The sequence below is a fragment of the Streptomyces cinerochromogenes genome (assembly GCF_014648635.1).
GTDB classification, from domain to species: domain Bacteria; phylum Actinomycetota; class Actinomycetes; order Streptomycetales; family Streptomycetaceae; genus Streptomyces; species Streptomyces cinerochromogenes.
In genome coordinates, this window is sequence record NZ_BMRM01000004.1 from 384,450 (window position 1) to 407,603 (window position 23,154).

The following is a 23,154-nucleotide window of genomic DNA, read 5'->3' on the forward strand; positions in this document are numbered from 1 at the left end:
TCGGGCGGCCCGTCGGACCGGCCGGGCGGCCGGGTGGGTCGGGGCCCCGGAACGGCCCGCGAGGCGGGGCACGGAGCGGCCCTCGAACCGTCTTCGGAGGAACGTCCAACAAACCCGGGCCCCGGGCTTCGGCAACCTTGCCATTAGGCTGGCCCCCGTGAAGGTCCTCGTCATCGGCAGCGGCGCCCGCGAACACGCCCTGTGCCGCTCCCTGTCCCTCGACCCCGACGTCAACGCGCTGCACTGCGCCCCCGGCAACGCCGGCATCGCCGAGGTCGCCGAGCTGCACCAGGTCGACGCGCTCGACGGCAAGGCGGTCGCCGAGCTGGCCGCCGGCCTCGGTGCCGACCTGGTCGTCGTCGGCCCGGAGGCCCCGCTGGTGGCCGGCGTCGCCGACGCCGTCCGCGCGGCGGGCATCCCGGTCTTCGGCCCCTCGCGGGAGGCCGCGCAGCTGGAGGGGTCCAAGGCCTTCGCCAAGGACGTCATGGCGGCGGCCGGCGTGCCGACCGCCCGCTCCTACGTCTGCACCACCGCCGAGGAGGTCGCCGAGGCCCTCGACGCCTTCGGTGCCCCCTACGTCGTCAAGGACGACGGCCTCGCCGCCGGCAAGGGCGTCGTCGTCACCGCCGACCTGGACGCCGCCAAGGCGCACGCCGCCGCCTGCGAGCGGGTGGTCATCGAGGAGTTCCTCGACGGCCCCGAGGTGTCCCTCTTCGCGATCACCGACGGCGAGGCCGTCGTGCCGCTCCAGCCCGCCCAGGACTTCAAGCGCGCCCTGGACGGCGACGAGGGCCCGAACACCGGCGGCATGGGCGCGTACTCGCCGCTGCCGTGGGCCGACCCGAAGCTGGTCGACGAGGTGCTGCAGACCGTGCTGCAGCCCACCGTGGACGAGATGCGCCGCCGGGGCACGCCGTTCTCCGGGCTGCTCTACGCCGGTCTCGCGATCACCTCGCGCGGGGTCCGGGTCATCGAGTTCAACGCCCGCTTCGGCGACCCGGAGACCCAGGTCGTGCTGGCCCGCCTGAGGACCCCGCTGGCCGGCGTGTTGCTGGCCGCCGCCACCGGCCGCCTCGCCGACCTGCCGCCGCTGCGCTGGAGCGAGGACGCGGCCGTCACCGTCGTCGTCGCCTCCCACAACTACCCGGGCACCCCGCGGACCGGCGACCCGATCACGGGGCTGGACGAGGTGGCCGCCGAGGACGCCCCGCACGCCTACGTGCTGCACGCCGGCACGAAGCAGGACGGCGACGCGGTCGTCAGCGCGGGCGGTCGCGTGCTGTCCGTCACGGCCACCGGCGAGGACCTGGCCGAGGCGCGCGAGCGGGCGTACCGGGCGGTGGGCCGGATCCGGCTCGACGGTTCGCAGCACCGCACCGACATCGCGGCGAAGGCGGCGCAGAGCGCGGGCGCCTGAGCCCGGCCCGCTGACCTGCACGTCCACACCCCCAGGCCCCGGACCCACAATCCGGGGCCTGATCTTTGCTGTCTGTCACCCAGCTCTGACCAAAGCCATTCCATCGAGTGAGCAATCGCCCATATGGCTGACGGGGGCCGGGGCCCCAACTAGGGTGCCGCGCAAGCGTTCCGGCACTTGGCCCACCGGCATTGCGATGTCAGCGGCGGGTGCCACAGTGGGGGAGTGAGCAAGACCAGGGCAGCACGCGATCGGCAGAGAGGGGGCGAGGTCGGCACGTGACCGGAATCGGTGTGGAGGCGGGCGCGCAGGCCGCGCGTTCCCGGGCCCTCGCCGTACTGCGGGTCCGGGGCCGGGCGCTGGCCGTGGCCCTGCTGCCCGCGGGCGCCGCGGTGATCCTGCTGACCGGTGCCTCCACCGGCCATCTCGTCGGCCCGGGCTGGGACAGGGCGCGGTGGGTCGTCGGTGTCCTCGCGGTGCTGGTGCTGCTGGCCGCGGCCGGCATCTCCGTGGTCGTGGCCCGGGCCCGCCCCGCGATGAGCCCCACGGTGCCGATCCCGGAGGAGTCCGCCCCGGACCTGTACCGGATGGTGCGCGACCTCGCCGACCGCCTGGACGTGCCGGCCCCGTCGGCCATAGCGCTCACCCCGGACTGCGACAGCTGGCTGGAGGACCGTGCCCACTCGGCCCACGGCCCGCCCCCGCGTCCGGCGCCCGACGAGATAGCGGGCCCCGGCCGCCGCCGGACGCCCGTGGCGCCGGTCCTCGTCATCGGCTCACCGTTCCTGTGGTGGATGCGCGTCGGCGAGCTGCGCGCGGTCCTCGCCCCCGTCATCGCGGGTACGGGCCCCTCGGCGCACCCGGACATAGCCGCCGCCCGCCGCTTCGTGCGCGGGCTGGACGCGGCCGTGGCGGTCGCCTCGCACCCGGGCCGCTGCCCGCTGACCCGCGGGGTGTGCGCGGCCCTCGGCTGGGTGGCCCGGCTGCTGCTGCGCGGCTGCCGGGAGCACGCGACACAGATGGAGCGCGGGGTCGCCGCGGCGGCGGCCGAGCGCGCCCAGGCGGTGGACTACGGCCTGCGTATCGTCGCCCAGGAGCAGGTGGGGCTCGCCTACGCCGGCTGGGACCGGCTGCTGACCAGGGTGGCGCTGCCCGCCTGGCGCATGGGCCGCTGGCCGTCCCGGCTGGACGCGGGCGTGGTGGCGGCGCTGACCGAGCTGTCCCGCCGCGACCGCCTCGCCGAGGGCTTCGCCTCCCGGCTGGGCGAGCGCCCCGCCTGCGACCTGCTGGAGGAGCCCGGTGCGGTGGACGAGGCCGCCTCCCTCCTCGCCGCCCGCCTCTTCCACGGCGGCCCCGCCGACCCCGGCCCGGACTGGGCTCCCGTGGACTGGCAGGCGTACCCGGAGGAGGTCGTGGACCGCACCTGGCGCACCGACGCGGCCCGGCTGCACCGAGTCCTGGACTCCCTGGGCGTCCGCCCGTCCCCGAACCCCACGGCCCCCGACCCCGGCGGCCCGACGCTGGCACGAGTCCTGGACCATCTGTCGGAACCGACACACCAGAAACTCCCACCGGACCACCCCCAAGGGACCCCTCTTCAGGCCCACCCGCAGGCGAAGCCCGCACAAGACCCCCCACAAGGGGAGCCCCCACACGCCTCCCCACAGACCGTCGACGGCGAGCACCCTGCCCGGCCGCAGGACCTGCCTCAGGCCGTCGACGGCGGGCACTCCGCCCGGCCGCAGGACCTGCCGCAGGCCGTCGACGGCGGGCACCCTGCCCGGCCGCAGGACCTGCCTCAGGCCGTCGACGGCGAGCAGCCCGCCCGGCCGCAGGACCTGCCGCAGGCCGTCGACGGCGGGCACCCTGCCCGGCAGCAGGATCTGCCTCAGGCCGTCGACGGCGGGCACCCTGCCCGGCAGCAGGATCTGCCTCAGGCCGTCGACGGCGAGCAGCCCGCCCGGCCGAAGGACCTGCCTCAGGCCGTCGACGGCGGACACTCCGCCCGGCCGTACGACCTCCCGCAGGTCGCCGACGGCGGGCACCCCGCTCCGCCGCACGACCTCCCGCAAGCCGCCGACGGCGAGCACCACCCGCAGGGGCCACCCGCACCCGACGACGAATCCCGCACGGGTGGTGCGGGTGGGAACCCGGACGCCGAAGGCGAAGCCGAGGCGCCCCTGGCCGAACCCCCCGGGACGGAACCCGGCACGGAACCCGGCACGGAACGCAGCGCAGCCCTGGCCGCCGGCATCACCGCCGAGCTGGCCCGCGAGGAGGCCCGCGCCCAGCGCAACGCGGCCGCCGCCGGCCAGGACCCCGAGCGCGCCGCATGGGAGCACCTCGACTGCGTGCTGCCCCCCTTCCCGCTGCAACCCCAGCGCACGGCCCGCGAACTGCTTGCCGACCACGTCACGGCAATGGTGTGCTGCGCGGCCGTCGACACCGCCGGGGCGGTCCCCGCCCTGGACTGGCTGGACGGCCCCTCCCTGCTGCTGGGCGGCGAGCGCGCCGCCGATCTCGCGCCCAGGGTCCGCAGCCTGATCGAGGAGGGGGACCCGGGCCCGTTGCGGCGCTGGCTGGCCGCGTCGGGGATACGTCCCGAGAAGCCCGTGAGACTCGTCTGACCCTCGCGTGACCCTCGCGCCCCACGCCGGATCCACCGCCGTAACGGAAAAACGTCTTCCACTTCAGGTCAATTCGCAACGACTAGTGACCGGGCCCGTGCGTTATGTGATGTGCTGGGACCGACCACGCCTTTGGCAAAGGCACGCGACATAAGACAGCGCGGCCGGGCACCAAGAGCACCAAGAGCACAAAAAGCACCTTCAGCACGCCGAGCACACCGAGAACAGCGACTACCACCGAGACAGGCACGGGGGCATGAGGGAGGGGAGCGACCATGGCCTCGGACCACATCCGCCGCTGGGAGTCCGGAGCACTCGCGCACGCCGTCACGGACCCCTTCGGTCAGGGCCCGGTGCCCTGGCTGCGCGGCAGTGAGACGTACTTCGACGACACCGGCCATGTCGTGCCGTGGTACGTCGACCCCAGCCCGCAGCAGACGGCCGGCGGTGCCGGTGCGCGGGTCCCGGCGCCGCGCGCGGCCGGTGCCGGCCCCCGCTCGGCCGACGACGTGCACCGGCAGATCAAGGGCTTCACGTCCACCGGCGCGGTCGCGCCCGGCGAGGCGATCGACTTCCACATCACGGTCGACCCGCCGCAGGAGTTCAGCGTCGACATCTACCGCATCGGCCATTACGGCGGCGACGGCGCCGCCAAGATCACCACGAGTCCCCGGCTCTCCGGCATCGTCCAGCCCACGCCGCTGGCCGCCGACCGCACGGTCTCCTGCCACCACTGGTGGCTGTCCTGGCGCCTCCAGGTGCCCTCCTACTGGAGCATCGGCGCCTATGTGGCCGTCCTGACCACCGTCGACGGCTACCGCTCCCACGTGCCCTTCACGGTCCGCGACGACCACCCCGCCGACCTGCTCCTGCTGCTGCCGGACATCACCTGGCAGGCGTACAACCTGTACCCGGAGGACGGCCACACCGGCGCCAGCCTCTACCACGCCTGGGACGAGAAGGGCCGCCTCCTCGGCGAGGCCGACGCCGCCACCACGGTCTCCTTCGACCGCCCGTACGCGGGCGCGGGCCTGCCCCTGCACGTCGGCCACGCCTACGACTTCATCCGCTGGGCCGAGCGGTACGGCTACGACCTCGCCTACGCCGACGCCCGCGACCTGCACGCCGGCCGGATCGACCCCACCCGCTACCGGGGCCTGGTGTTCCCCGGCCACGACGAGTACTGGTCGGTGCCGATGCGCCGGGCCGTCGAGGACGCCCGCGACCGGGGCACCTCCCTGGTCTTCCTCTCCGCCAACACCATGTACTGGCAGGTGGAGCTGGGGCCCTCCCCGTCGGGCGTCCCGGACCGGCTGCTGACCTGCCGCAAGCGCAAGGGCCCGGGCCGGCCGGTGCTGTGGCGGGAGATCGACCGGCCCGAGCAGCAGCTGGTCGGCATCCAGTACGCGGGGCGGGTCCCGGAGCCGTACCCGCTGATCGTCCGCAACGGCGGCCACTGGCTGTGGGAGGCGACCGGCGCGCACGAGGGCGACGAGATCGAGGGCCTGGTCGCCGGTGAGGCGGACCGTTACTTCCCGCGCACCCCGCTGCCCGAGCACGACGAGCGCATCCTGCTCGCCCACTCCCCCTACACCGACAACGACGGCGTCCTGCGCCACCAGGAGACGTCCCTCTACCGCGCCCCCTCCGGCGCCTGGGTGTTCGCCTCCGGAACGTTCGCCTGGTCCCCGTCCCTGGACCGCCCGGGGCACGTCGACACCCGTATCCAGCGGGCCACGGCGAACCTGCTCGACCGCATCTGCAAACGCGACTGACCCCCGGGCGCGCCCCCTCGCCCGCATACGGGAGAATCGAGGCACTTGGACAGAGCCACGGGGAGGAACCGTGTCCGGATTCGTAGAAAAGCCCGAGCCGATCGAGGTTCCGGGCCTGGTGCACCTGCACACCGGGAAGGTGCGCGAGCTGTACCAGAACGAGGCGGGCGACCTCGTGATGGTCGCCAGCGACCGCATGTCCGCCTACGACTGGGTGCTGCCGACGGAGATCCCCGACAAGGGCCGCGTCCTCACCCAGCTCTCCCTGTGGTGGTTCGACCAGCTGCGCGACCTGGCCGTCAACCATGTGATCAGCACGGAGCTGCCCGAGGGCGCCCCCGCCGACTGGGCGGGCCGCACCCTGGTCTGCAAGTCCCTGAAGATGGTCCCGGTGGAGTGCGTGGCCCGCGGCTACCTCACCGGCTCCGGTCTGGTCGAGTACAACGCGTCCCGTACGGTCTGCGGCCTCGCCCTCCCCGAAGGCCTCGTCGACGGCTCGGAACTCCCCGCCCCGATCTTCACCCCGGCCACCAAGGCCGAGGTCGGCGAGCACGACGAGAACGTCTCCTACGAGGAGGTGGCCCGCCAGGTCGGCGCCGAGACCGCCGCCCAGCTGCGCCAGGCCACCCTCGCCGTGTACTCGCGCGCCCGGGACATCGCCCGCGACCGGGGGATCATCCTGGCCGACACCAAGTTCGAGTTCGGCTACGACGGCGACACCCTGGTCCTCGCCGACGAGGTCCTCACCCCGGACTCCTCCCGCTTCTGGCCGGCCGACCAGTGGCAGCCGGGCCGAGCCCAGCCGTCGTACGACAAGCAGTTCGTGCGTGACTGGCTGACCTCCGCCGAGTCCGGCTGGGACCGCAGGAGCGAGCAGCCCCCGCCGGCGCTGCCGGAGGAGGTCGTGGCGGCTACCCGGCAGAAGTACGTGGAGGCGTACGAGCGGCTGACGGGCATGAGCTGGAGCTAGGGGGTTTCGTTTGGATCAGCCCGGGTCCGCGACGCCCGGCACGGCACCTCGCCGCGTTGTCGGACCACCCGAGTACGCCCAGTACGCGGGTGATCCTCCGCCTTGCGATGCACCGCACCGGACGCCGCGGCCTGATCCGACCTGATCCCAAGGCCCCCCGGGGACACGAAAAGACCCCGGTCCGATGGACCGGGGTCTTTCTCCCGAGCGGACGACGAGGCTCGAACTCGCGACCTCAACCTTGGCAAGGTTGCGCTCTACCAACTGAGCTACGTCCGCCTTGCGCCGTGGCGCGAGAGCAACTATACCCAACCTCGCTCGCGTGCGAGACGCACTGCCGCATGACGGTTCTCGGCGCCGAGCTTCGTGACGGCCGAGGAGAGGTAGTTCCGCACGGTCCCGGGCGACAGCGCGGCCCGCTCGGCGATCTCCGCGACCGGCGCCCCGTCGGCGGCCAGCTCCAGCACCTCGGTCTCCCGCGCGGTCAGCGGCGAGTCCCCGGCGGAGATCGCGTCGGCCGCCAACTCCGGGTCGACGTAACGGCTTCCGGCGTGCACGGTCCGGATGATCTCGGCGAGCCGCTGGGCGCTGACGGTCTTCGGGACGAACCCGCGCACACCGGCCGCGAGTGCCCGTTTCAGGTGCCCGGGCCTGCCGTGCCCGGTGACGATCAGCACCTGGCAGCCGGGCAGTTCGGCACGCAGGGATGTGGCGACCCTCACGCCGTCGGCGCCCGGCATCTGCAGATCGAGCACGGCCACGTCGGGTTCGTGCGCCCGGGCCATGGCCAGCGCCTCGGGCCCGCTCGCCGCCTCCGCGACGACCAGCAAGTCGTCCTCCAGCGACAGCAGCGCGGCCAGCGCGCCCCGGATCAGGTGTTCGTCGTCGGCGAGCAACAGCCGTACCGGAGCGCTCACGAGGTGACTCCTCTCACAGTCCGCAGGGGTACGTCCGCCACCAGCCGGAACCGGTCCCGGCCCGCGCCCACGACCCCCGCCTCCAGGGTCCCGTCCACGGCGGAGAGCCGTTCCCGCAGCCCGGCGAGCCCGGAGCCGCCGCCCCCGCCGGGCGACGCGACCCCGTCGTTCTCCACCGTCAGCACCACATGCCCCTCACGCACCATCAGTTCCACGTCGCACCGGCCCGCGTCGCCGTGACGCAGCACGTTGGTGGTCGCCTCGCGCACCACCCAGCCGAGCGCGGACTGCACCTCGGCGGGCAGCCCGCCGGTCTCCGCGCGCACCGCGCAGTCGATCCCGGCGGCCGTCAGCACCCCCTGCGCACCGGCGAGTTCGACCCCGAGGTCGGCCTCCCGGTAGCCGCGTACGACGTCCCTCACCTCCCGCTGGGACTCCTGCGCGATGCGCTGCACCTCGATCATCTGCTCCACGGCCTCCGGCCGCCCCCGCCGGGCCAGTTGCACCGCCAGTTCGCTCTTCAGGGAGATCACCGACAGGTTCCGGCCCAGGACGTCGTGCAGGTCCCGTCCGAACCGCAGCCGCTCCTCGGCGACGGCGAGCCGGGCCTCCGCCTCGCGGGCCCGTTCGGCCTCCCACAGCACGGCCAGGGTCCAGGCGCCGCAGCGGCAGGCGAGCAGCGAGAACACCGTCTGGAAGGCGACCAGCGAACCGGTCACGAGGATCCCGGCCCCGTCGGGATCGGCGAGCCCGACGGCCCCCATGAGCAGCACCGCGAGCAGGGCCGCCGACCGCAGGAACACCCGTACCGGAACGGTGAGTCCGTAGAGCACGCCGAACGGCAGCAGGGCGGCGCCGATCGCCAGCCGGACCACCGGCTGGTCGGCCGCGTCCAGCGCGGCGAGGGCCAGGAGCAGCGCCAGCACCAGCCCCAGCAGGACGGCCGGGACGCGGTGGGCCCCGGCCGGCAGCCGGGCGCGCCCCAGGTAGTGGTCGAGCGCGGGCCGGGTCAGCCGGTTCGAGGCCGCGCACTGCAGGGCCGTCAGCAGCAGGACGAGGGCGCCGAGGACGAGGGCCACGGGCCGGTGGTGCAGCCCGCCGACCAGCGGGAGCAGCAGCCAGCCGAGGGAGAAGAACCAGGTCGTGACGTACCAGGTGACGACCGTGTACAGCTCGACCCGTTCCGCCTTGCTCCGCTCGCGCCAGTGCCGCTGCTGCCACCGCCGTATCCGCCCCACCACGCACGCCCCCCGTTCCTCAGCGCCGGGGTTCCCAGCGGAACCACCGCCGTACAGCAAACACCGCCAGCACGGTCCAGGCCAGCGCGGTGGCGAGGGCGCCGAGCGCCTCGTGCGCGCTCATATGGCCGGTCCAGCCCGCCCGGACCAGCCGGATCGCGGGGGACAGCGGGAGCAGCTCGCAGACGGAGGCGAGCTTCTCCGGCATGACCTCGGTGGGGAACATGATTCCCGAGCCCGTCATCGACACGAACACCAGCGGCAGCCCGGTGACCTGACCGCTCTCCACGGTCCGGGTGACGGACGCGGTGAGCGCGGCCAGCGCGGCGCTCAGCACCAGCCCGGACACCAGCCCCAGCAGGGTCAGGTACGGCGCCCGGGGCGCCCCGGCGTGCAGCAGCACCGCGCATCCGACGCCCAGCACCAGGGCCTGCGCGAGGCCCAGGGCGAGGGCGGGCAGCGCGGTGCCGGCGAGGATCTCGGTGTCGGTGAGTTCGCCGGTGCGCAGCCGTTTGAGGACGAGTTCCTCGCGGCGGGCGACGTAGGCGTTGACGAGGGCGGAGTAGACGGCGAACAGGAAGGCGAAGCCGACCGAGGCGGTGAACATGGCCGCGCCGACGCTGATGCCCTGTTTCTCCAGGTCCAGCTGGTCGAGGGCCGGGCGCACGCTGAACGGCAGCGCGAGCGGCGCGAGGAGCGCGGTGGACACGACCCCGCGGTTGCGGCCGAGGAGGGTCAGTTCGGCCCGGGCCAGCGCCCGCAGCCGCCGCAGGGAGGGCGTGAGGGGGCGCGGGGCGAGGCTGCTCATGCCGTCGCCTCCTCTGCGCGGGCGATCCCGAGGAAGGCTTCCTCCAGCGAGGCGGATCGCACGTCCAGGGCACGCAGTTCGACACCGGTCCGCTCGGCCCAGGCGAGGACGGCGGTGGCGGTGCGCTGGAGCTCACGGGTGCGCAGCCGCACCACCCGGCCGTCGCTCTCGTGCCCGCAGACGCCGAGGTCCGCGAGGGGCGGCAGATCGCCGAGGAAGTAGCCCTCGGGCAGTTCGAAGGACATCCGGGAGGGCCGGCCGGCGGTGACCTCGGCGGGGGTTCCGGAGGCGGCGATCCGGCCTTCGTGCAGGATCGCGAGCCGGTCGGCGAGGTCCTCGGCCTCCTCCAGGTAGTGCGTGGTGAGCAGCACGGTGGTGCCGGCGTCGCGCAGACCGCGCACCAGTTCCCAGGTGTCCCGGCGGCCCTCCGCGTCGAGCCCGGTCGTCGGCTCGTCGAGGAACAGCACCTCCGGGTCGCCGAGCAGCGCGAGCGCCAGGTCCAGGCGCCTGCGCTCCCCGCCGGACAGCTGCTTGACCCGCACGCCGGCCTTGCTCGTGAGCCCCACCAGGTCCAGTACCTCGTCCCGCGGCCGGGCGTGGCTGGTGCAGCCGGCCCACATCCGGGCGGTCTCGGCGACGGTCAGCTCGGCGGGGAAGCCGCCCTCCTGGAGCATCACGCCGGTACGGGGCCGTACGGCGGCCCGTTCGCGGTGGGGGTCGTGGCCGAGCACCCGGACCCGGCCGCCGGCCGGTGCCGCGAGTCCCTCCAGCAGTTCGACCGTCGAGGTCTTTCCGGCGCCGTTGGTGCCCAGCAGGGCGAAGACCTCCCCGCGCGCCACGGAGAAGGTGATTCCGCGTACGGCCTCGAACCCGCCCCCGTAGACCCGCCTGAGGTCGGTGACCTCGATCGCGTTCTCGTGTCCGTCGGTGTGCATGACCCCAGCGTTCCGGCGGCCGGGCCGGGTCGGCAGTGCGCGGTGTCATCACCGGGCATGACATATGTCAGAACCCGTTCCGGACAACTGGCGGACAACCGGCGGACAACGAGAAGACCCCGGTCCAGTGGACCGGGGTCTTCTTCCCGAGCGGACGACGAGGCTCGAACTCGCGACCTCAACCTTGGCAAGGTTGCGCTCTACCAACTGAGCTACGTCCGCACTGCTCCCGATCGGCTCCCACCGATCGGTGCGAACACCAGCCTACCTGATCCACAGCAGTGGTCGTGTCGGCGGTGCAGAGCGGGTGACAGGAATCGCACACTGCGCCTTCCCCCTGGAAGGGGGATGTTCTGCTACTGAACTACACCCGCACGGTCCTAGGGATTCGGCCTTTCGGCCTCGCCCCTCGGCGTGTCCCAGACATTAGCTGATCAGCAGGGGGGTAGCGCAAGTCGGCTCCCCCGCGGGCGCCGGACGGCCCCCTTTCGGGCCCGATATGCCCCAGGACGGTCCCGGTATGTCCCAAGTGCACGACCCCCAGGGCCCCCTGACGGTTGCCGGGGCCCTGAGGGCTCGCCCCTTCGCGGGCTCACTGCGCGGCGCTGAACGCCTCGTAGACCTTCTTCGGGATGCGCCCCCGGGCCGGGACGTCCATCTTGTTCGCCTGGGCCCAGGCGCGGACGGCCACCGGGTCGGGGGCGACCTCCGTCTGCTTGTACGCCTTGCCGGACCGCGACCGCTTGCGGCCGGCCTCCACGTAGGGCGCGAGCACCTTGCGCAGTTTCTCGGCGTTGGTTTCGTTCAGGTCGATCTCGTACGACTTGCCGTCGAGTCCGAAGGCGATCGTCTCCGCCGCTTCCGAGCCGTCGATGTCGTCAAAGAGAGTGACCACGACCTTTTGCGCCACGAATATCGGTCCCTTCGTGCGGCACGTCGTTACAGCTCAGCGCCGTCGACATGCCGAGTATCGGCTATTGCCAATTCATTTGTACAGTGCCCGGCAATGCAAAGTGAAGCCCGACTAAATCCGTCCGCGTGTCCGGGCGCAATAGGTGCTGACGGGCGGACTGTGGAACTTTCCCAGAACTTTTCGCGGGCGCGCGGCTTCGACACCCGATCGTGATGCGCCTCACGTACTTTCCTCCAACTCTACTCGCGTAGAAATTTTGTGCGGGTAGTCTGAAGGGACCTGCTCAGCACCACACACCGGGAGTGCCAGTGGCACGCGTCGTAGTCGACGTCATGCTCAAGCCGGAGATCCTCGACCCCCAGGGCCAGGCGGTCCAGCGTGCGCTGCCGCGCCTGGGATTCGAAGGGATCTCGGACGTACGTCAGGGAAAGCGTTTCGAACTGGAAGTTGACGGGCCGGTCGACGATGCCGCGCTCGCCCGGATCCGCGATCTTGCGGAATCCTTCCTCGCCAACACCGTGATCGAGGACTTCACCGTCCGTATCGACGAAGTCGCGGAGGCGGCCAAGTGACCGCTCGTATTGGCGTCGTCACTTTCCCGGGCAGCCTGGACGACCGGGACAGCCAGCGGGCGATCCGTCTCGCGGGCGCCGAGCCGGTCGCCCTGTGGCACAAGGACAAGGACCTCAAGCAGGTCGACGCGGTCGTCCTGCCCGGCGGTTTCTCCTACGGCGACTATCTGCGGGCCGGTGCCATCTCCCGGTTCTCGCCGGTGATGGAGTCCGTGATCGAGCAGGCGAAGGCCGGACTGCCGGTCCTCGGCATCTGCAACGGCTTCCAGATCCTCACCGAGGCCCACCTCCTCCCGGGCGCGATGCTCGGCAACGACCACCTCCACTTCATCTGCCGCGACCAGAAGCTGCGGGTGGAGAACGCGGAGACCTCCTGGACCGGCGACTACCGCGCCGGCCAGGAGATCCACATCCCGCTGAAGAACATGGACGGCCGGTACGTCGCCGACGAGTACACGCTGGACAAGCTGGAGGCGGAGGGCCGCGTCGTCTTCCGGTACCTGGACTTCAACCCGAACGGCTCGCTGCGGGACATCGCCGGCATCACCAACGAGGCGGGCAACGTCGTCGGCCTGATGCCGCACCCCGAGCACGCCGTCGAGCCGCTGGTCGGTACGGGCCGTACCGACGGGCTCCCGTTCTTCACCTCGATCCTCAAGAAGCTGGTCAACGCATGAGCCGGACGCCTCTGGACACGGTCGAGCACGCGACCGCGACCCCCGACGTCGAGCTGCCCTGGGCCGAACTCGGCCTGAAGAAGGACGAGTACGAGCGGGTGGTGGAGATCCTCGGCCGCCGCCCGACCGGCGCCGAACTCGCCATGTACTCGGTCATGTGGTCCGAGCACTGCTCGTACAAGTCCTCCAAGGTCCACCTGCGCCAGTTCGGCGAGAAGGCGCCGCAGAGCGACGCCCTCCTCGTCGGCATCGGCGAGAACGCCGGTGTCGTGGACGTCGGCCAGGGCTACGCGGTCACCTTCAAGGTCGAGTCGCACAACCACCCGTCGTACGTCGAGCCCTACCAGGGCGCGGCCACGGGTGTCGGCGGCATCGTCCGCGACATCATCGCGATGGGCGCCCGCCCGGTGGCCGTGGTCGACCCCCTGCGCTTCGGCGCGGCCGACCACCCCGACACCAAGCGCGTCCTGCCGGGTGTCGTGGCGGGCATCGGCGGCTACGGCAACTGCCTGGGCCTGCCCAACATCGGCGGCGAGGTCGTCTTCGACGCCTGCTACCAGGGCAACCCGCTGGTCAACGCCGGTGCCATCGGTGTGATGCGGCACGAGGACATCCACCTCGCCAAGGCCTCCGGCGCGGGCAACAAGGTCATCCTCTACGGCGCCCGGACCGGCGGCGACGGCATCGGCGGCGCGTCCATCCTGGCGAGCGAGACCTTCGACGACGCCAAGCCGAGCAAGCGACCCGCCGTCCAGGTCGGCGACCCCTTCCAGGAGAAGCTCCTCATCGAGTGCACCCTGGAGGCGTTCCAGGAGAAGCTGGTCGTCGGCATCCAGGACCTGGGCGCGGCGGGCCTGTCCTGCGCCACCTCCGAGCTGGCCTCCAACGGCTCCGGCGGCATGCGCGTGACGCTGGACGACGTCCCGCTGCGCGACTCGACCCTGTCTCCTGAGGAGATCCTCATGAGCGAGTCGCAGGAGCGCATGTGCGCGGTCGTGGAGCCGGACAAGGTCGACCGCTTCCTGGAGATCTGCGAGAAGTGGGACGTCATCGCCACCGTCATCGGTGAGGTCACCGACGGCGACCGGCTGGAGATCTTCTGGCACGGCGAGAAGATCGTGGACGTCGACCCGCGCACGGTCGCCCACGAGGGCCCGACCTACGAGCGCCCGTACGCCCGCCCCGACTGGCAGGACGCCCTCCAGGCCGACGACGCCGGCAAGCTGCCCCGCCCGGAGACGGGCGAGGAGCTGAAGGACCAGGTCCTGAAGCTGGTGGGCTCGCCGAACCAGGCGTCGAAGAGCTGGATCACCTCCCAGTACGACCACCTCGTGCAGGGCAACACCGTCCTCGCCCAGCCGGAGGACTCCGGCATGATCCGCGTGGACGAGAAGACCGGTCTCGGCGTCGCGATCGCGACGGACGGCAACGGCCGCTACGCCAAGCTGGACCCGTACACCGGCGCCCAGCTGGCCCTGGCCGAGGCCTACCGGAACGTCGCGGCCACCGGCGCCAAGCCGCTCGCCGTCTCCGACTGCCTGAACTTCGGCTCCCCCGAGGACCCGGCGGTGATGTGGCAGTTCGCCGAGGCCGTGCGCGGTCTGGCCGACGGCTGCCAGCAGCTCGGCACCCCGGTGACCGGCGGCAACGTCTCGCTCTACAACCAGACCGGCGAGGCCGCCATCCACCCGACCCCGGTGGTGGCCGTGCTCGGCGTGATCGACGACGTCGCCCGCCGCACCCCGGTCGCCTTCCAGGAGGAGGGCCAGCTGATCTACCTCCTCGGCGACACCCGGGAGGAGTTCGGCGGCTCGGCCTGGTCCCAGGTGATCCACGACCACCTGGGCGGTCTGCCCCCGGCGGTGGACCTGGAGCGGGAGCGCCTGCTGGCCGAGATCCTGATCTCCGCCTCCCGCGACGGCATGATCGACTCCGCGCACGACCTGTCCGACGGCGGTCTGGTCCAGGCGGTCGTGGAGTCGGCGCTGCTCGGCGGCAAGGGCGCCCGTCTGGTCGTCCCGGACGGCCTGGACGCCTTCACCTTCCTGTTCTCCGAGTCGGCCGGCCGCGCCGTCGTCGCCGTGCCGCGCTCGGAGGAGGTCCGCTTCAACGACATGTGCGGAGCACGGGGCCTGCCGGTGACCCGCATCGGTGTCGTGGACGGCGACGCGCTGGAGGTCCAGGGCGAGTTCACCCTCTCCCTGGAGGAGCTGCGCAAGGCCCACGAGGAGACGATCCCGGCGCTGCTCGCGTAAGCGCCGTACGGTCCTACACCTGCGAAGGCCCTGCCCGGACACGTGTGTCCGGGCAGGGCCTTCGGTCCCCCGACGGCGCGGTCGCCGTCGGGCATAAGGTCGTCGGCATGCCACCGGCCAAGAAGCGTGCCCGCAGCTACGACCCCGCCAGGACCCGAGCCGCCGTCCTCGCCCAGCTCGCCCACGTCCGGGAGGCCGCCCGCGGCCTCGCCCCCGAGCAGCTCGCCCTGCCCACCCGGCTCGGCGACTGGACCGTACGGGACCTGATCGCGCACATCGGCATGGCGGTCACCGCCGTCCACCGGGCCCTGGAGCGGCCGGCCCCGCCCAAGCCGACCGTCACCGTGGCCGAGTGGCCCTTCTCCACCGGGCGGCACGCCGCCGACATCGACGCCTTCACCCGGGGCCTCACCGACGCCCACCCGGACCTCGACGCCTACCTCGCCGACGTCGACCACAGCCTGCGCGCCCTGCTGGAGGAGCACCCCGGCAGCCGGGTGCTGGACACCAGCGCGGGCGCCCTGCCGCTGGCCGACTACCTCGTCACCCGCGCCGTCGAACTCGTCGTCCACACCGACGACCTGAACGCCGCCGTCCCGGGCCTCGACGTGCCGTACGACCGGCAGGCCCTGGCCGCCGCCACCCGGCTGCTCGCCGACGCCCTCGCGGTGAAGGCACCCGGCGGCTCCACGGAGGTGCGTGTGCCGCCGTACGCCGTCGTGCAGTGCGTCGAGGGGCCCCGGCACACCCGCGGCACCCCGCCCAACGTCGTGGAGACCGACCCGCTCACCTGGATCCGGCTGGCCACCGGCCGGCTGGCCTGGCCGGACGCGCTGGCCGGGGCGAAGGCCAGCGCGAGCGGGGAGCGGGCGGACATCGGGGGGTTGCTGCCCGTCATGTCGTAGCCGGAACCCGGGTCCGCCGGGCTACGTCGAATCATCATGAACCGGTACAAGCAGCGCGCAATCCTGGCGGTGGCCGTCGTGCTCCTCCCCCTCGCGATGGCCTGTGGCAGCGGCAAGGGGGACAGTGGGACGGTGAGCGTCCAGCAGCCGGTGACCGGGGTCGACTGGCGGGTCGACGGCATCACCGTCGGCGGTACGACCCGGCACGCGCCCGCCGCCGCCCGCCTGCGCATCGAGGACGGCAGGGCGGCCGGCAACCTGGGCTGCAACCAGTTCAGCGCCCGGGCCACCGTGCTCGGCGACCGGATCACCGTCGGTGACCTGCGGACGACCAGGATGGCCTGCGGCGAGGAGCGCATGGACTTCGAGCGCGCCCTTGCCCGCATCCTCACCACCGGCACCCTCGTCGCGCGGACCGAGGCCGCCGGGCTGACGCTCACCGACGGCGACGGCGACCGCGTCCACCTCAGCCGTGGCGCCCCCGAATGATGTGCGACACCTCACTCACGGAAGCGGCAAAGACGTCCGTGACCGGCCCGTACCGGACGCCCGGGGGCGCCGCCAGTCGCTGATTCGCCGCTGTGACCTGCGCAAACACAGAATCCACCAAGGTGATCGACACCGGTCGGGCCGGGGCGGGCGCGCATCCCCAATTCGGACCAGTGGTCGACCTCGCCTACACTCGGTGGCGTGCCACGTGGTGACGGTCGACTCAATCACGATCTGCTTCCCGGCGAGAAGGGCCCCCAGGACGCTTGCGGCGTCTTCGGCGTCTGGGCTCCGGGTGAAGAGGTCGCAAAGCTCACGTACTTCGGGCTCTACGCCCTCCAGCACCGGGGTCAGGAATCCGCGGGAATCGCGGTCAGCAACGGCTCCCAGATCCTCGTCTTCAAGGACATGGGCCTGGTCTCCCAGGTCTTCGACGAGACCTCGCTCGGTTCGCTCCAGGGTCACATCGCGGTCGGACACGCCCGCTACTCGACCACCGGTGCCTCCGTGTGGGAGAACGCCCAGCCGACGTTCCGTGCCACCGCGCACGGCTCGATCGCGCTCGGCCACAACGGCAACCTGGTCAACACGGCGCAGCTCGCCGAGATGGTCGCCGCACTCCCGAACGACAACAACAGCCGCTCCGCCCGGGTCGCGGCCACCAACGACACCGACCTGCTGACGGCCCTGCTGGCCGCGCAGGTCGACGAGGACGGGAAGCCGCTCACCATCGAGCAGGCGGCCCACCAGGTCCTCCCGAAGGTCCGGGGCGCCTTCTCCCTCGTCTTCATGGACGAGCACACCCTCTACGCCGGCCGTGACCCGCAGGGCATCCGTCCGCTGGTCCTGGGCCGCCTGGAGCGCGGCTGGGTGGTCGCCTCCGAGTCCGCCGCCCTCGACATCGTCGGCGCCAGCTTCGTCCGGGAGATCGAGCCGGGCGAGTTCATCGCCGTCGACGAGAACGGCCTGCGCAGCTCGCGATTCGCGGAAGCGAAGCCCAAGGGCTGTGTCTTCGAGTACGTGTACCTGGCCCGCCCGGACACCGACATCGCCGGCCGGAACGTGTACCTCTCCCGCGTGGAGATGGGCCGCCGACTGGCCAAGGAAGCGCCCGTAGAGGCCGATCTGGTCATAGCGACCCCGGAGTCCGGCACCCCGGCCGCCATCGGTTACGCGGAGGCCTCCGGCATCCCGTTCGGCGCCGGCCTGGTGAAGAACGCCTACGTCGGCCGGACGTTCATCCAGCCCTCGCAGACCATCCGCCAGCTGGGCATCCGCCTGAAGCTGAACCCGCTGAAGGAAGTCATCAGGGGCAAGCGCCTGGTCGTCGTGGACGACTCGATCGTGCGCGGCAACACCCAGCGGGCCCTGGTCCGCATGCTCCGCGAGGCCGGCGCCGCCGAGGTCCACATCCGGATCTCCTCGCCGCCCGTGAAGTGGCCCTGTTTCTTCGGCATCGACTTCGCCACCCGCGCGGAACTGATCGCCAACGGCATGACCATCGAGGAGATCGGCACCAGCCTCGGCGCCGACTCGCTCGCCTACATCTCCCTCGACGGCATGATCGAGGCGACCACGATCGCCAAGCCGAACCTGTGCCGCGCCTGCTTCGACGGCGAGTACCCGATGGAGCTGCCGGACCCCGAGCTGCTCGGCAAGCAGCTCCTGGAGACCGAGCTGGCGGCCGGTCCGGCCGCGACCGCGGCGACCGACGCGATCCGCCGCCCGTAAGTTCTGCCGTACGACACGAAAGTTCTCACCCCATGTCTGAGACGACTGGTGCCAGCTACGCAGCCGCGGGCGTCGACATCGAAGCGGGAGACCGCGCCGTTGAACTGATGAAGGAGTGGGTGAAGAAGACCCAGCGCCCCGAGGTCCTCGGCGGCCTCGGCGGTTTCGCCGGGCTCTTCGACGCCTCCGCCCTCAAGCGCTACGAGCGCCCGCTGCTGGCCTCCGCCACCGACGGCGTCGGCACCAAGGTCGACATCGCACGCCGGATGGGTGTCTACGACACCATCGGCCACGACCTGGTCGCCATGGTCATGGACGACATCGTGGTGTGCGGTGCCGAGCCACTGTTCATGACCGACTACATCTGCGTCGGCAAGGTTCACCCCGAGCGCGTCGCCGCCATCGTCAAGGGCATCGCGGAAGGCTGTGTGCTGGCCGGATGCGCCCTGGTGGGCGGTGAGACGGCCGAGCACCCGGGTCTGCTGGGCGAGGACGACTTCGACGTCGCCGGGGCCGGTACGGGCGTCGTGGAGGCCGACCGGCTGCTGGGCGCCGATCGCATCCGCACGGGTGACACCGTGATCGCCATGGCGGCCTCCGGGCTTCACTCCAACGGGTACTCCCTGGTCCGGCACGTCCTGCTGGACCGCGCCGGGATGGCCCTGGAGACGGAGGTCGCCGAACTGGGCCGCACCCTCGGTGAGGAGCTGCTGGAGCCCACCAAGATCTACTCGCTGGACTGCCTCGCGCTGACCCGCACCGCCGAGGTGCACGCCTTCAGCCACATCACCGGTGGCGGTCTCGCCGCCAACCTGGCCCGGGTGATCCCGGACGGTCTGCACGCCGTGGTCGACCGGTCCACCTGGACCCCGGGCGCGGTCTTCGACCTGGTCGGCAGGACCGGCAGCGTGGAGCGCCTGGAGCTGGAGAAGACCCTCAACATGGGCGTCGGCATGATCGCCATCGTCCCGGAGGAGTCGACCGAGGTGGCGCTCGCGACCCTGGCCGACCGCGGGGTCGACGCGTGGGTCGCCGGTGAGATCACCGAGCGTGGCGAGAAGGCGACCGGTGCCGAGCTGGTGGGCGACTACGCGAGCTGAGGTCCCGCGGACCGTGCGGACAGCACAGAATCCGGTCGGTGGCAGTGCCACCGACCGGAACTGGTCAATGCAAGGTCAAGCGCCGCGACGGTGCTGCTGAGGACCCTCGTCCTCGTCCTCGTCGTCGTCCCCATAGAGGTCGGCGTAGCGAGAGTACAGATCGTCGTCGTCATGCTCATCGTCCTCGAAGCGGTCACCGTTCGGTGACTGGTTCGATGTCGATGCGCCCAGCTCCTCGGCCAGGCGTGAGAGGTCCGTCCCACCGCTGTTGTACTTCAGCTGGCGGGCGACCTTCGTCTGCTTGGCCTTGGCCCGGCCGCGCCCCATGGCTCGACCCCCTCAACGACGGGGCTCGACGGCCCCAGAGTCTGACACGCGTTCATGATCTGGAACGGACTCTCCATGGAGAGGCCGGTCCGTAGGGCTTCCACGGTACCTGAGCCCGCGCCCATACGGTACGTCGCCCGCAGCACGCGCGTCTGCCCAGGACCTTCGAGGCGCCCTGTCCTCGCTGGTCAGTGGCGATTTTAACCACTTATCGGGGAACGACCCGCCGGTGGAAGTGAGAGTTCTCTCGAAGTTCCCGCCGACGGGTACCGCTCATGTGTGCGATCGGCTCAGCGCGCGGCGCGGCTCGCGCGGGCGTCGGCCATCCGCTGCTCGGCGATCCGGTCGGCCGCCGCGGCCGGCGGAATACCGTCTTCCTTCGCACGTGCGAATATGGCCAGCGTGGTGTCGAAGATCCGCGCCGCCTTCGCCTTGCACCGGTCGAAGTCGAACCCGTGCAGCTCGTCGGCCACCTGGATCACCCCGCCCGCGTTCACCACGTAGTCCGGCGCGTAGAGGATCCCGCGGTCGGCGAGGTCCTTCTCCACACCCGGGTGGGCCAGCTGGTTGTTGGCCGCACCGCACACCACCTTGGCGGTGAGCACCGGCACGGTGTCGTCGTTCAGGGCGCCGCCGAGGGCGCAGGGGGCGTAGATGTCCAGCCCCTCGACCCGGATCAGCGCCTCGGTGTCGGCGACCGCGGTGACGCCCGCGGGGTACTGCTCCAGGATCCGCTGGACGGCGTCCGTGCGGACGTCCGTGACGACGACCTCGGCGCCCTCCTCGCGCAGGTGGCGCACCAGGTGGTGGCCGACCTTGCCGACGCCGGCGATGCCGACCTTGCGGCCGCGCAGCGAGGGGTCGCCCCACAGGGTCTGCGCGGAGGCGCGCATGCCCTGGTAGACACCGAAGGCGGTGAGCACGGAGGAGTCGCCGGCGCCGCCGTTCTCGGGGGAGCGGCCGGTGGTCCAGCGGCACTCGCGGGCCACGACGTCCATGTCGGCGACGTACGTGCCGACGTCGCACGCGGTCACGTAGCGACCGCCGAGCGAGGCGACCATGCGGCCGTAGGCGAGCAGCAGCTCCTCGGTCTTGTCGCGCTCCGGGTCGCCGATGATCACGGCCTTGCCGCCGCCGTGGTCGAGGCCGGCCATGGCGTTCTTGTACGACATGCCGCGCGCGAGGTTGAGGGCGTCGGCGACGGCCTCGGCCTCGGTCGCGTACGGGTAGAAGCGCGTGCCGCCGAGGGCCGGGCCCAGGGCGGTGGAGTGGATGGCGATCACGGCCTTGAGGCCGCTGGCCCGGTCCTGACAGAGCACGACCTGCTCATGGCCGCCCTGGTCCGAGTGGAACAGGGTGTGCAGGACATCAGCAGGCGCGCCGGTTACGTCGGTCACTGTGGTGACTCCTGTGTACATAGCGGCGAGTGGGGACGGTCCCCGTACGGGTGGCGGGGAGCCGTGGCATGAGCGTAGAGCCTCGGCCCACTCACCATCCGCGCAGTGTTCAGGATCACTCTCCCGGGCCCGCTGCGCACGCATGAGCGTGGCACGATTTGCAGTGGTTTCGTGCCAGGTCCGATGGGGAGGGGAGCAGGCGTGCCGAAGGTGTCCTCCGTGGTCGTCCCCTATGCCGCCTACCTGCGGGTGTACGAGCCGCTGGGCGCTTTCCCCGAGCCGGAGCGCAGCCACTGGGCGCGCTACGCCCACCGCCCCGACCGCCCCTCCTATCAGGACGAACTGCGCCGCTCCCTGGCGGACTTGCTGCCCACCCCGCCGGTCGCGGTGCCGGTGCACGAGAGCAGCGACGCCTTCGTGCTGGAGGTCGACGGGGTGGTCTGCGTGTGCCCCTGGCGGACCAGGCTGCGCGGCTGGCAGGCCCTGGACGAGCTGGCCGAGGAGCTGCCCCCGCCGGTGCTGGACGCGGTGCTGCCGCCGGTGGTGCGCCGCCAGGCCGCCCAGGACTACGAGCGCTGGCTCGCCCGCAACCCCGACGCCCGCCCGTGGATCCGCACGGCGACCTGGCAGGTGCCGCTGAACTGGTTCGTGCTGGTCTCGGACGAGGAGCGGCGGTACGACAAGGGGACCGCCGAGGTGCCCCCGGTGCTGCGCTACCGCACGCCGATGGTGCAGGCCCGGCGCCGGGTGGCGCGGGCGCTGCGCACGCTGCGGGACACCGTCGAGGAGGGGCCGCTGGTCGACGGCCTGACGGACGTCGGCCGCTGGCTGGAGGAGTTCCACCCGCGCGCGCTGGTGGAGCTGGACTACGGCGGTCTGGTGCACGTCCTGCCGGCGGGCGAGCTGGAGGGCGACCACTCGGCGGCGGACGTGGCGGCCGGCATCGAGGCGCTGCGGCGGGGGGACGGGACGGCCGCCGGGGAGGCGTACGGGCGGCTGGTGGAGCGGTGGCGCGCGGTGCGGGACAGACGTTCGGCGAACTGAGTGACGTACGTCACGGTCAAAACCGCCCCGAACGACGTACGTTCTACTCGCTTAGACCACCTGACGGGATGTTGGTCCCGATCTGGACTTTTGTCTCAAGGGTGATGGATGGCACTTACCCGGCCCTTGCGCCTCTTGCCATCCCTCGTGCCAAAATAGGACAAGGAGTCCGGGGAGGGCTCCGTCCGTCCAACTGTGTTCCATCATGGGCGGATTCTCAGCATTGCACGCTTTGGGGGGTCTGGTGACTCCTGATCGTCCTGTGACTGATCGTCACAGTGGCGTGACTGTCCGCTATGGCATGGTCCATCGGCTTCCGTCGCTGATGAACACCTGGGAGGGCAATTCCATCGGTTTGGCCGACCGGGCTGGACAGATGGTGTAGTTGTAGTGCCGAGGACAAGCCGTTCGTCCTATAACCGACTCGACTCGCGTCCGCCATTTCGGGCAACGCGGGTCAAGGTGCAGAATTTAGAGGAAAGAACCGAGAAGGTTCGGTTCTCCCGAGGAGGCCGCTCATGACCGCTCGCACCCCTGATGCCGAGCCGCTGCTGACCCCGGCTGAGGTCGCCACCATGTTCCGCGTCGACCCGAAGACGGTCACGCGGTGGGCGAAGGCCGGCAAGCTCACGTCCATCCGCACGCTCGGCGGGCACCGCCGCTACCGCGAGGCCGAGGTTCGCGCTCTGCTCGCGGGCATCCCGCAGCAGCGCAGCGAGGCCTGAACAACTCCATAACCGGGCAAGACGGTCGATCCCCCAATCGGCCGAGGCGCCCGGAACGCTAGCTCCAAGCGACGCGGGACCTGCCCCAACAGGCCCCTCGCCCAGGCCGAAGAGAACGTCATAGGCAAGCGACACAGGGTGCGTCGTCGATCGCGCTGGACTCCGCCGGGTCCAGCGCGATCTTTTTTGTGTGCCTGCTTGTCGGAGTCTGGGGAGGCCTGTCGGAACGGCTGTGAGCGAGCCGTGGGACCGGTGCAATTGCACATATTAAATTGACCCGTTGTATGACAGGGTTAAGTTCCGCAGTTTTAAAAACTCATGCGGTGACTCCC

Annotated in this window: 20 protein-coding genes and 3 tRNA genes; 13 read left to right on the forward strand and 10 right to left on the reverse strand. The window is 71.7% G+C overall.

The genetic code is table 11. The features are described from left to right. Positions 1 to 157 precede the first annotated feature (157 nt). The 4 genes from purD to IEZ20_RS10840 all read left to right on the forward strand — a co-directional run bounded on the left by purD (position 158) and on the right by IEZ20_RS10840 (position 6,789). Positions 158 to 1,417 carry a phosphoribosylamine--glycine ligase gene (purD, locus tag IEZ20_RS10825; RefSeq protein ID WP_189296880.1) on the forward strand — a complete coding sequence of 420 codons (1,260 nt, stop codon included), beginning with the start codon at positions 158 to 160 and terminating at the stop codon, positions 1,415 to 1,417. A gap of 278 nt (positions 1,418 to 1,695) precedes the next feature. Beyond that, on the forward strand, positions 1,696 to 4,044 hold the full coding sequence (locus IEZ20_RS10830) for a hypothetical protein (protein ID WP_189296882.1): 2,349 nt from the start codon (positions 1,696 to 1,698) through the stop codon (positions 4,042 to 4,044). 275 nt (positions 4,045 to 4,319) lie between these two features. Then, complete coding sequence (locus tag IEZ20_RS10835; RefSeq protein WP_189296884.1) at positions 4,320 to 5,819, forward strand: N,N-dimethylformamidase beta subunit family domain-containing protein; 1,500 nt, start codon at positions 4,320 to 4,322, stop codon at positions 5,817 to 5,819. A gap of 70 nt (positions 5,820 to 5,889) precedes the next feature. Continuing rightward, positions 5,890 to 6,789, forward strand: a complete 900-nt coding sequence (locus tag IEZ20_RS10840) for a phosphoribosylaminoimidazolesuccinocarboxamide synthase (protein ID WP_189296887.1) — start codon at positions 5,890 to 5,892, stop codon at positions 6,787 to 6,789. Between the two features lie 206 nt (positions 6,790 to 6,995). Here the strand turns inward: IEZ20_RS10840 and IEZ20_RS10845 are convergent. The 8 genes from IEZ20_RS10845 to IEZ20_RS10880 form a co-directional block, all read right to left on the reverse strand. Beyond that, positions 6,996 to 7,068 (reverse strand) — tRNA-Gly (locus IEZ20_RS10845). A gap of 23 nt (positions 7,069 to 7,091) precedes the next feature. Then, a complete protein-coding gene (locus tag IEZ20_RS10850) occupies positions 7,092 to 7,706 on the reverse strand; it encodes a response regulator transcription factor (protein ID WP_189296889.1) in 615 nt (204 codons plus the stop codon). Then, positions 7,703 to 8,947, reverse strand: a complete 1,245-nt coding sequence (locus IEZ20_RS10855) for a sensor histidine kinase (RefSeq protein WP_189296890.1) — start codon at positions 8,945 to 8,947, stop codon at positions 7,703 to 7,705. The genes IEZ20_RS10850 and IEZ20_RS10855 overlap by 4 nt, the downstream gene beginning before the upstream one ends. Positions 8,948 to 8,963: 16 nt before the next feature. Beyond that, a complete protein-coding gene (locus IEZ20_RS10860) occupies positions 8,964 to 9,752 on the reverse strand; it encodes an ABC transporter permease (RefSeq protein WP_189296892.1) in 789 nt (262 codons plus the stop codon). Beyond that, complete coding sequence (locus IEZ20_RS10865; protein WP_189296894.1) at positions 9,749 to 10,687, reverse strand: ABC transporter ATP-binding protein; 939 nt, start codon at positions 10,685 to 10,687, stop codon at positions 9,749 to 9,751. Before IEZ20_RS10865 ends, IEZ20_RS10860 begins: the two co-directional genes overlap by 4 nt. Before the next feature lie 149 nt (positions 10,688 to 10,836). Next, positions 10,837 to 10,909, reverse strand: a tRNA-Gly gene (locus IEZ20_RS10870). Between the two features lie 80 nt (positions 10,910 to 10,989). After that, a tRNA-Gly gene (locus IEZ20_RS10875) sits at positions 10,990 to 11,061 on the reverse strand. Positions 11,062 to 11,279: 218 nt separating this feature from the next. After that, positions 11,280 to 11,597, reverse strand: a complete 318-nt coding sequence (locus IEZ20_RS10880; RefSeq protein ID WP_189296896.1) for a histone-like nucleoid-structuring protein Lsr2 — start codon at positions 11,595 to 11,597, stop codon at positions 11,280 to 11,282. A gap of 311 nt (positions 11,598 to 11,908) precedes the next feature. Between IEZ20_RS10880 and purS the strand changes: the two genes are divergently transcribed. The 7 genes from purS (at position 11,909) to purM (ending at position 19,329) form a co-directional block, all read left to right on the forward strand. Further along, positions 11,909 to 12,172, forward strand: coding sequence for a phosphoribosylformylglycinamidine synthase subunit PurS (gene purS / locus IEZ20_RS10885; protein WP_189296898.1), 264 nt, complete (start codon positions 11,909 to 11,911; stop codon positions 12,170 to 12,172). Next, positions 12,169 to 12,849 carry a phosphoribosylformylglycinamidine synthase subunit PurQ gene (purQ, locus tag IEZ20_RS10890; RefSeq protein ID WP_189296900.1) on the forward strand — a complete coding sequence of 227 codons (681 nt, stop codon included), beginning with the start codon at positions 12,169 to 12,171 and terminating at the stop codon, positions 12,847 to 12,849. Before purS ends, purQ begins: the two co-directional genes overlap by 4 nt. Beyond that, complete coding sequence (purL, locus tag IEZ20_RS10895) at positions 12,846 to 15,104, forward strand: phosphoribosylformylglycinamidine synthase subunit PurL (protein WP_189296902.1); 2,259 nt, start codon at positions 12,846 to 12,848, stop codon at positions 15,102 to 15,104. Before purQ ends, purL begins: the two co-directional genes overlap by 4 nt. Positions 15,105 to 15,211: 107 nt before the next feature. Continuing rightward, positions 15,212 to 16,009, forward strand: coding sequence for a maleylpyruvate isomerase family mycothiol-dependent enzyme (locus IEZ20_RS10900; RefSeq protein WP_189296904.1), 798 nt, complete (start codon positions 15,212 to 15,214; stop codon positions 16,007 to 16,009). Between the two features lie 36 nt (positions 16,010 to 16,045). Continuing rightward, positions 16,046 to 16,498, forward strand: a complete 453-nt coding sequence (locus IEZ20_RS10905) for an META domain-containing protein (RefSeq protein ID WP_189296906.1) — start codon at positions 16,046 to 16,048, stop codon at positions 16,496 to 16,498. 201 nt (positions 16,499 to 16,699) lie between these two features. Further along, complete coding sequence (purF, locus tag IEZ20_RS10910) at positions 16,700 to 18,229, forward strand: amidophosphoribosyltransferase (RefSeq protein WP_189296909.1); 1,530 nt, start codon at positions 16,700 to 16,702, stop codon at positions 18,227 to 18,229. A gap of 32 nt (positions 18,230 to 18,261) precedes the next feature. Then, positions 18,262 to 19,329, forward strand: coding sequence for a phosphoribosylformylglycinamidine cyclo-ligase (gene purM / locus IEZ20_RS10915; protein ID WP_189296911.1), 1,068 nt, complete (start codon positions 18,262 to 18,264; stop codon positions 19,327 to 19,329). A gap of 75 nt (positions 19,330 to 19,404) precedes the next feature. On the opposite strand, the gene IEZ20_RS10920 is transcribed toward purM, so the two are convergent. Together IEZ20_RS10920 and IEZ20_RS10925 are read right to left on the reverse strand one after the other, a co-directional pair. Further along, complete coding sequence (locus tag IEZ20_RS10920; protein ID WP_189296913.1) at positions 19,405 to 19,656, reverse strand: DUF3073 domain-containing protein; 252 nt, start codon at positions 19,654 to 19,656, stop codon at positions 19,405 to 19,407. A gap of 290 nt (positions 19,657 to 19,946) precedes the next feature. After that, a complete protein-coding gene (locus IEZ20_RS10925) occupies positions 19,947 to 21,053 on the reverse strand; it encodes a Leu/Phe/Val dehydrogenase (RefSeq protein WP_189296915.1) in 1,107 nt (368 codons plus the stop codon). Positions 21,054 to 21,254: 201 nt separating this feature from the next. On the opposite strand from IEZ20_RS10925, the gene IEZ20_RS10930 reads away from it, so the two are divergent. Together IEZ20_RS10930 and bldC are read left to right on the forward strand one after the other, a co-directional pair. After that, on the forward strand, positions 21,255 to 22,097 hold the full coding sequence (locus IEZ20_RS10930; RefSeq protein WP_189296917.1) for a DUF8083 family protein: 843 nt from the start codon (positions 21,255 to 21,257) through the stop codon (positions 22,095 to 22,097). Positions 22,098 to 22,615: 518 nt separating this feature from the next. Then, positions 22,616 to 22,822, forward strand: coding sequence for a developmental transcriptional regulator BldC (gene bldC / locus IEZ20_RS10935; RefSeq protein ID WP_003949541.1), 207 nt, complete (start codon positions 22,616 to 22,618; stop codon positions 22,820 to 22,822). Positions 22,823 to 23,154 lie beyond the last annotated feature (332 nt).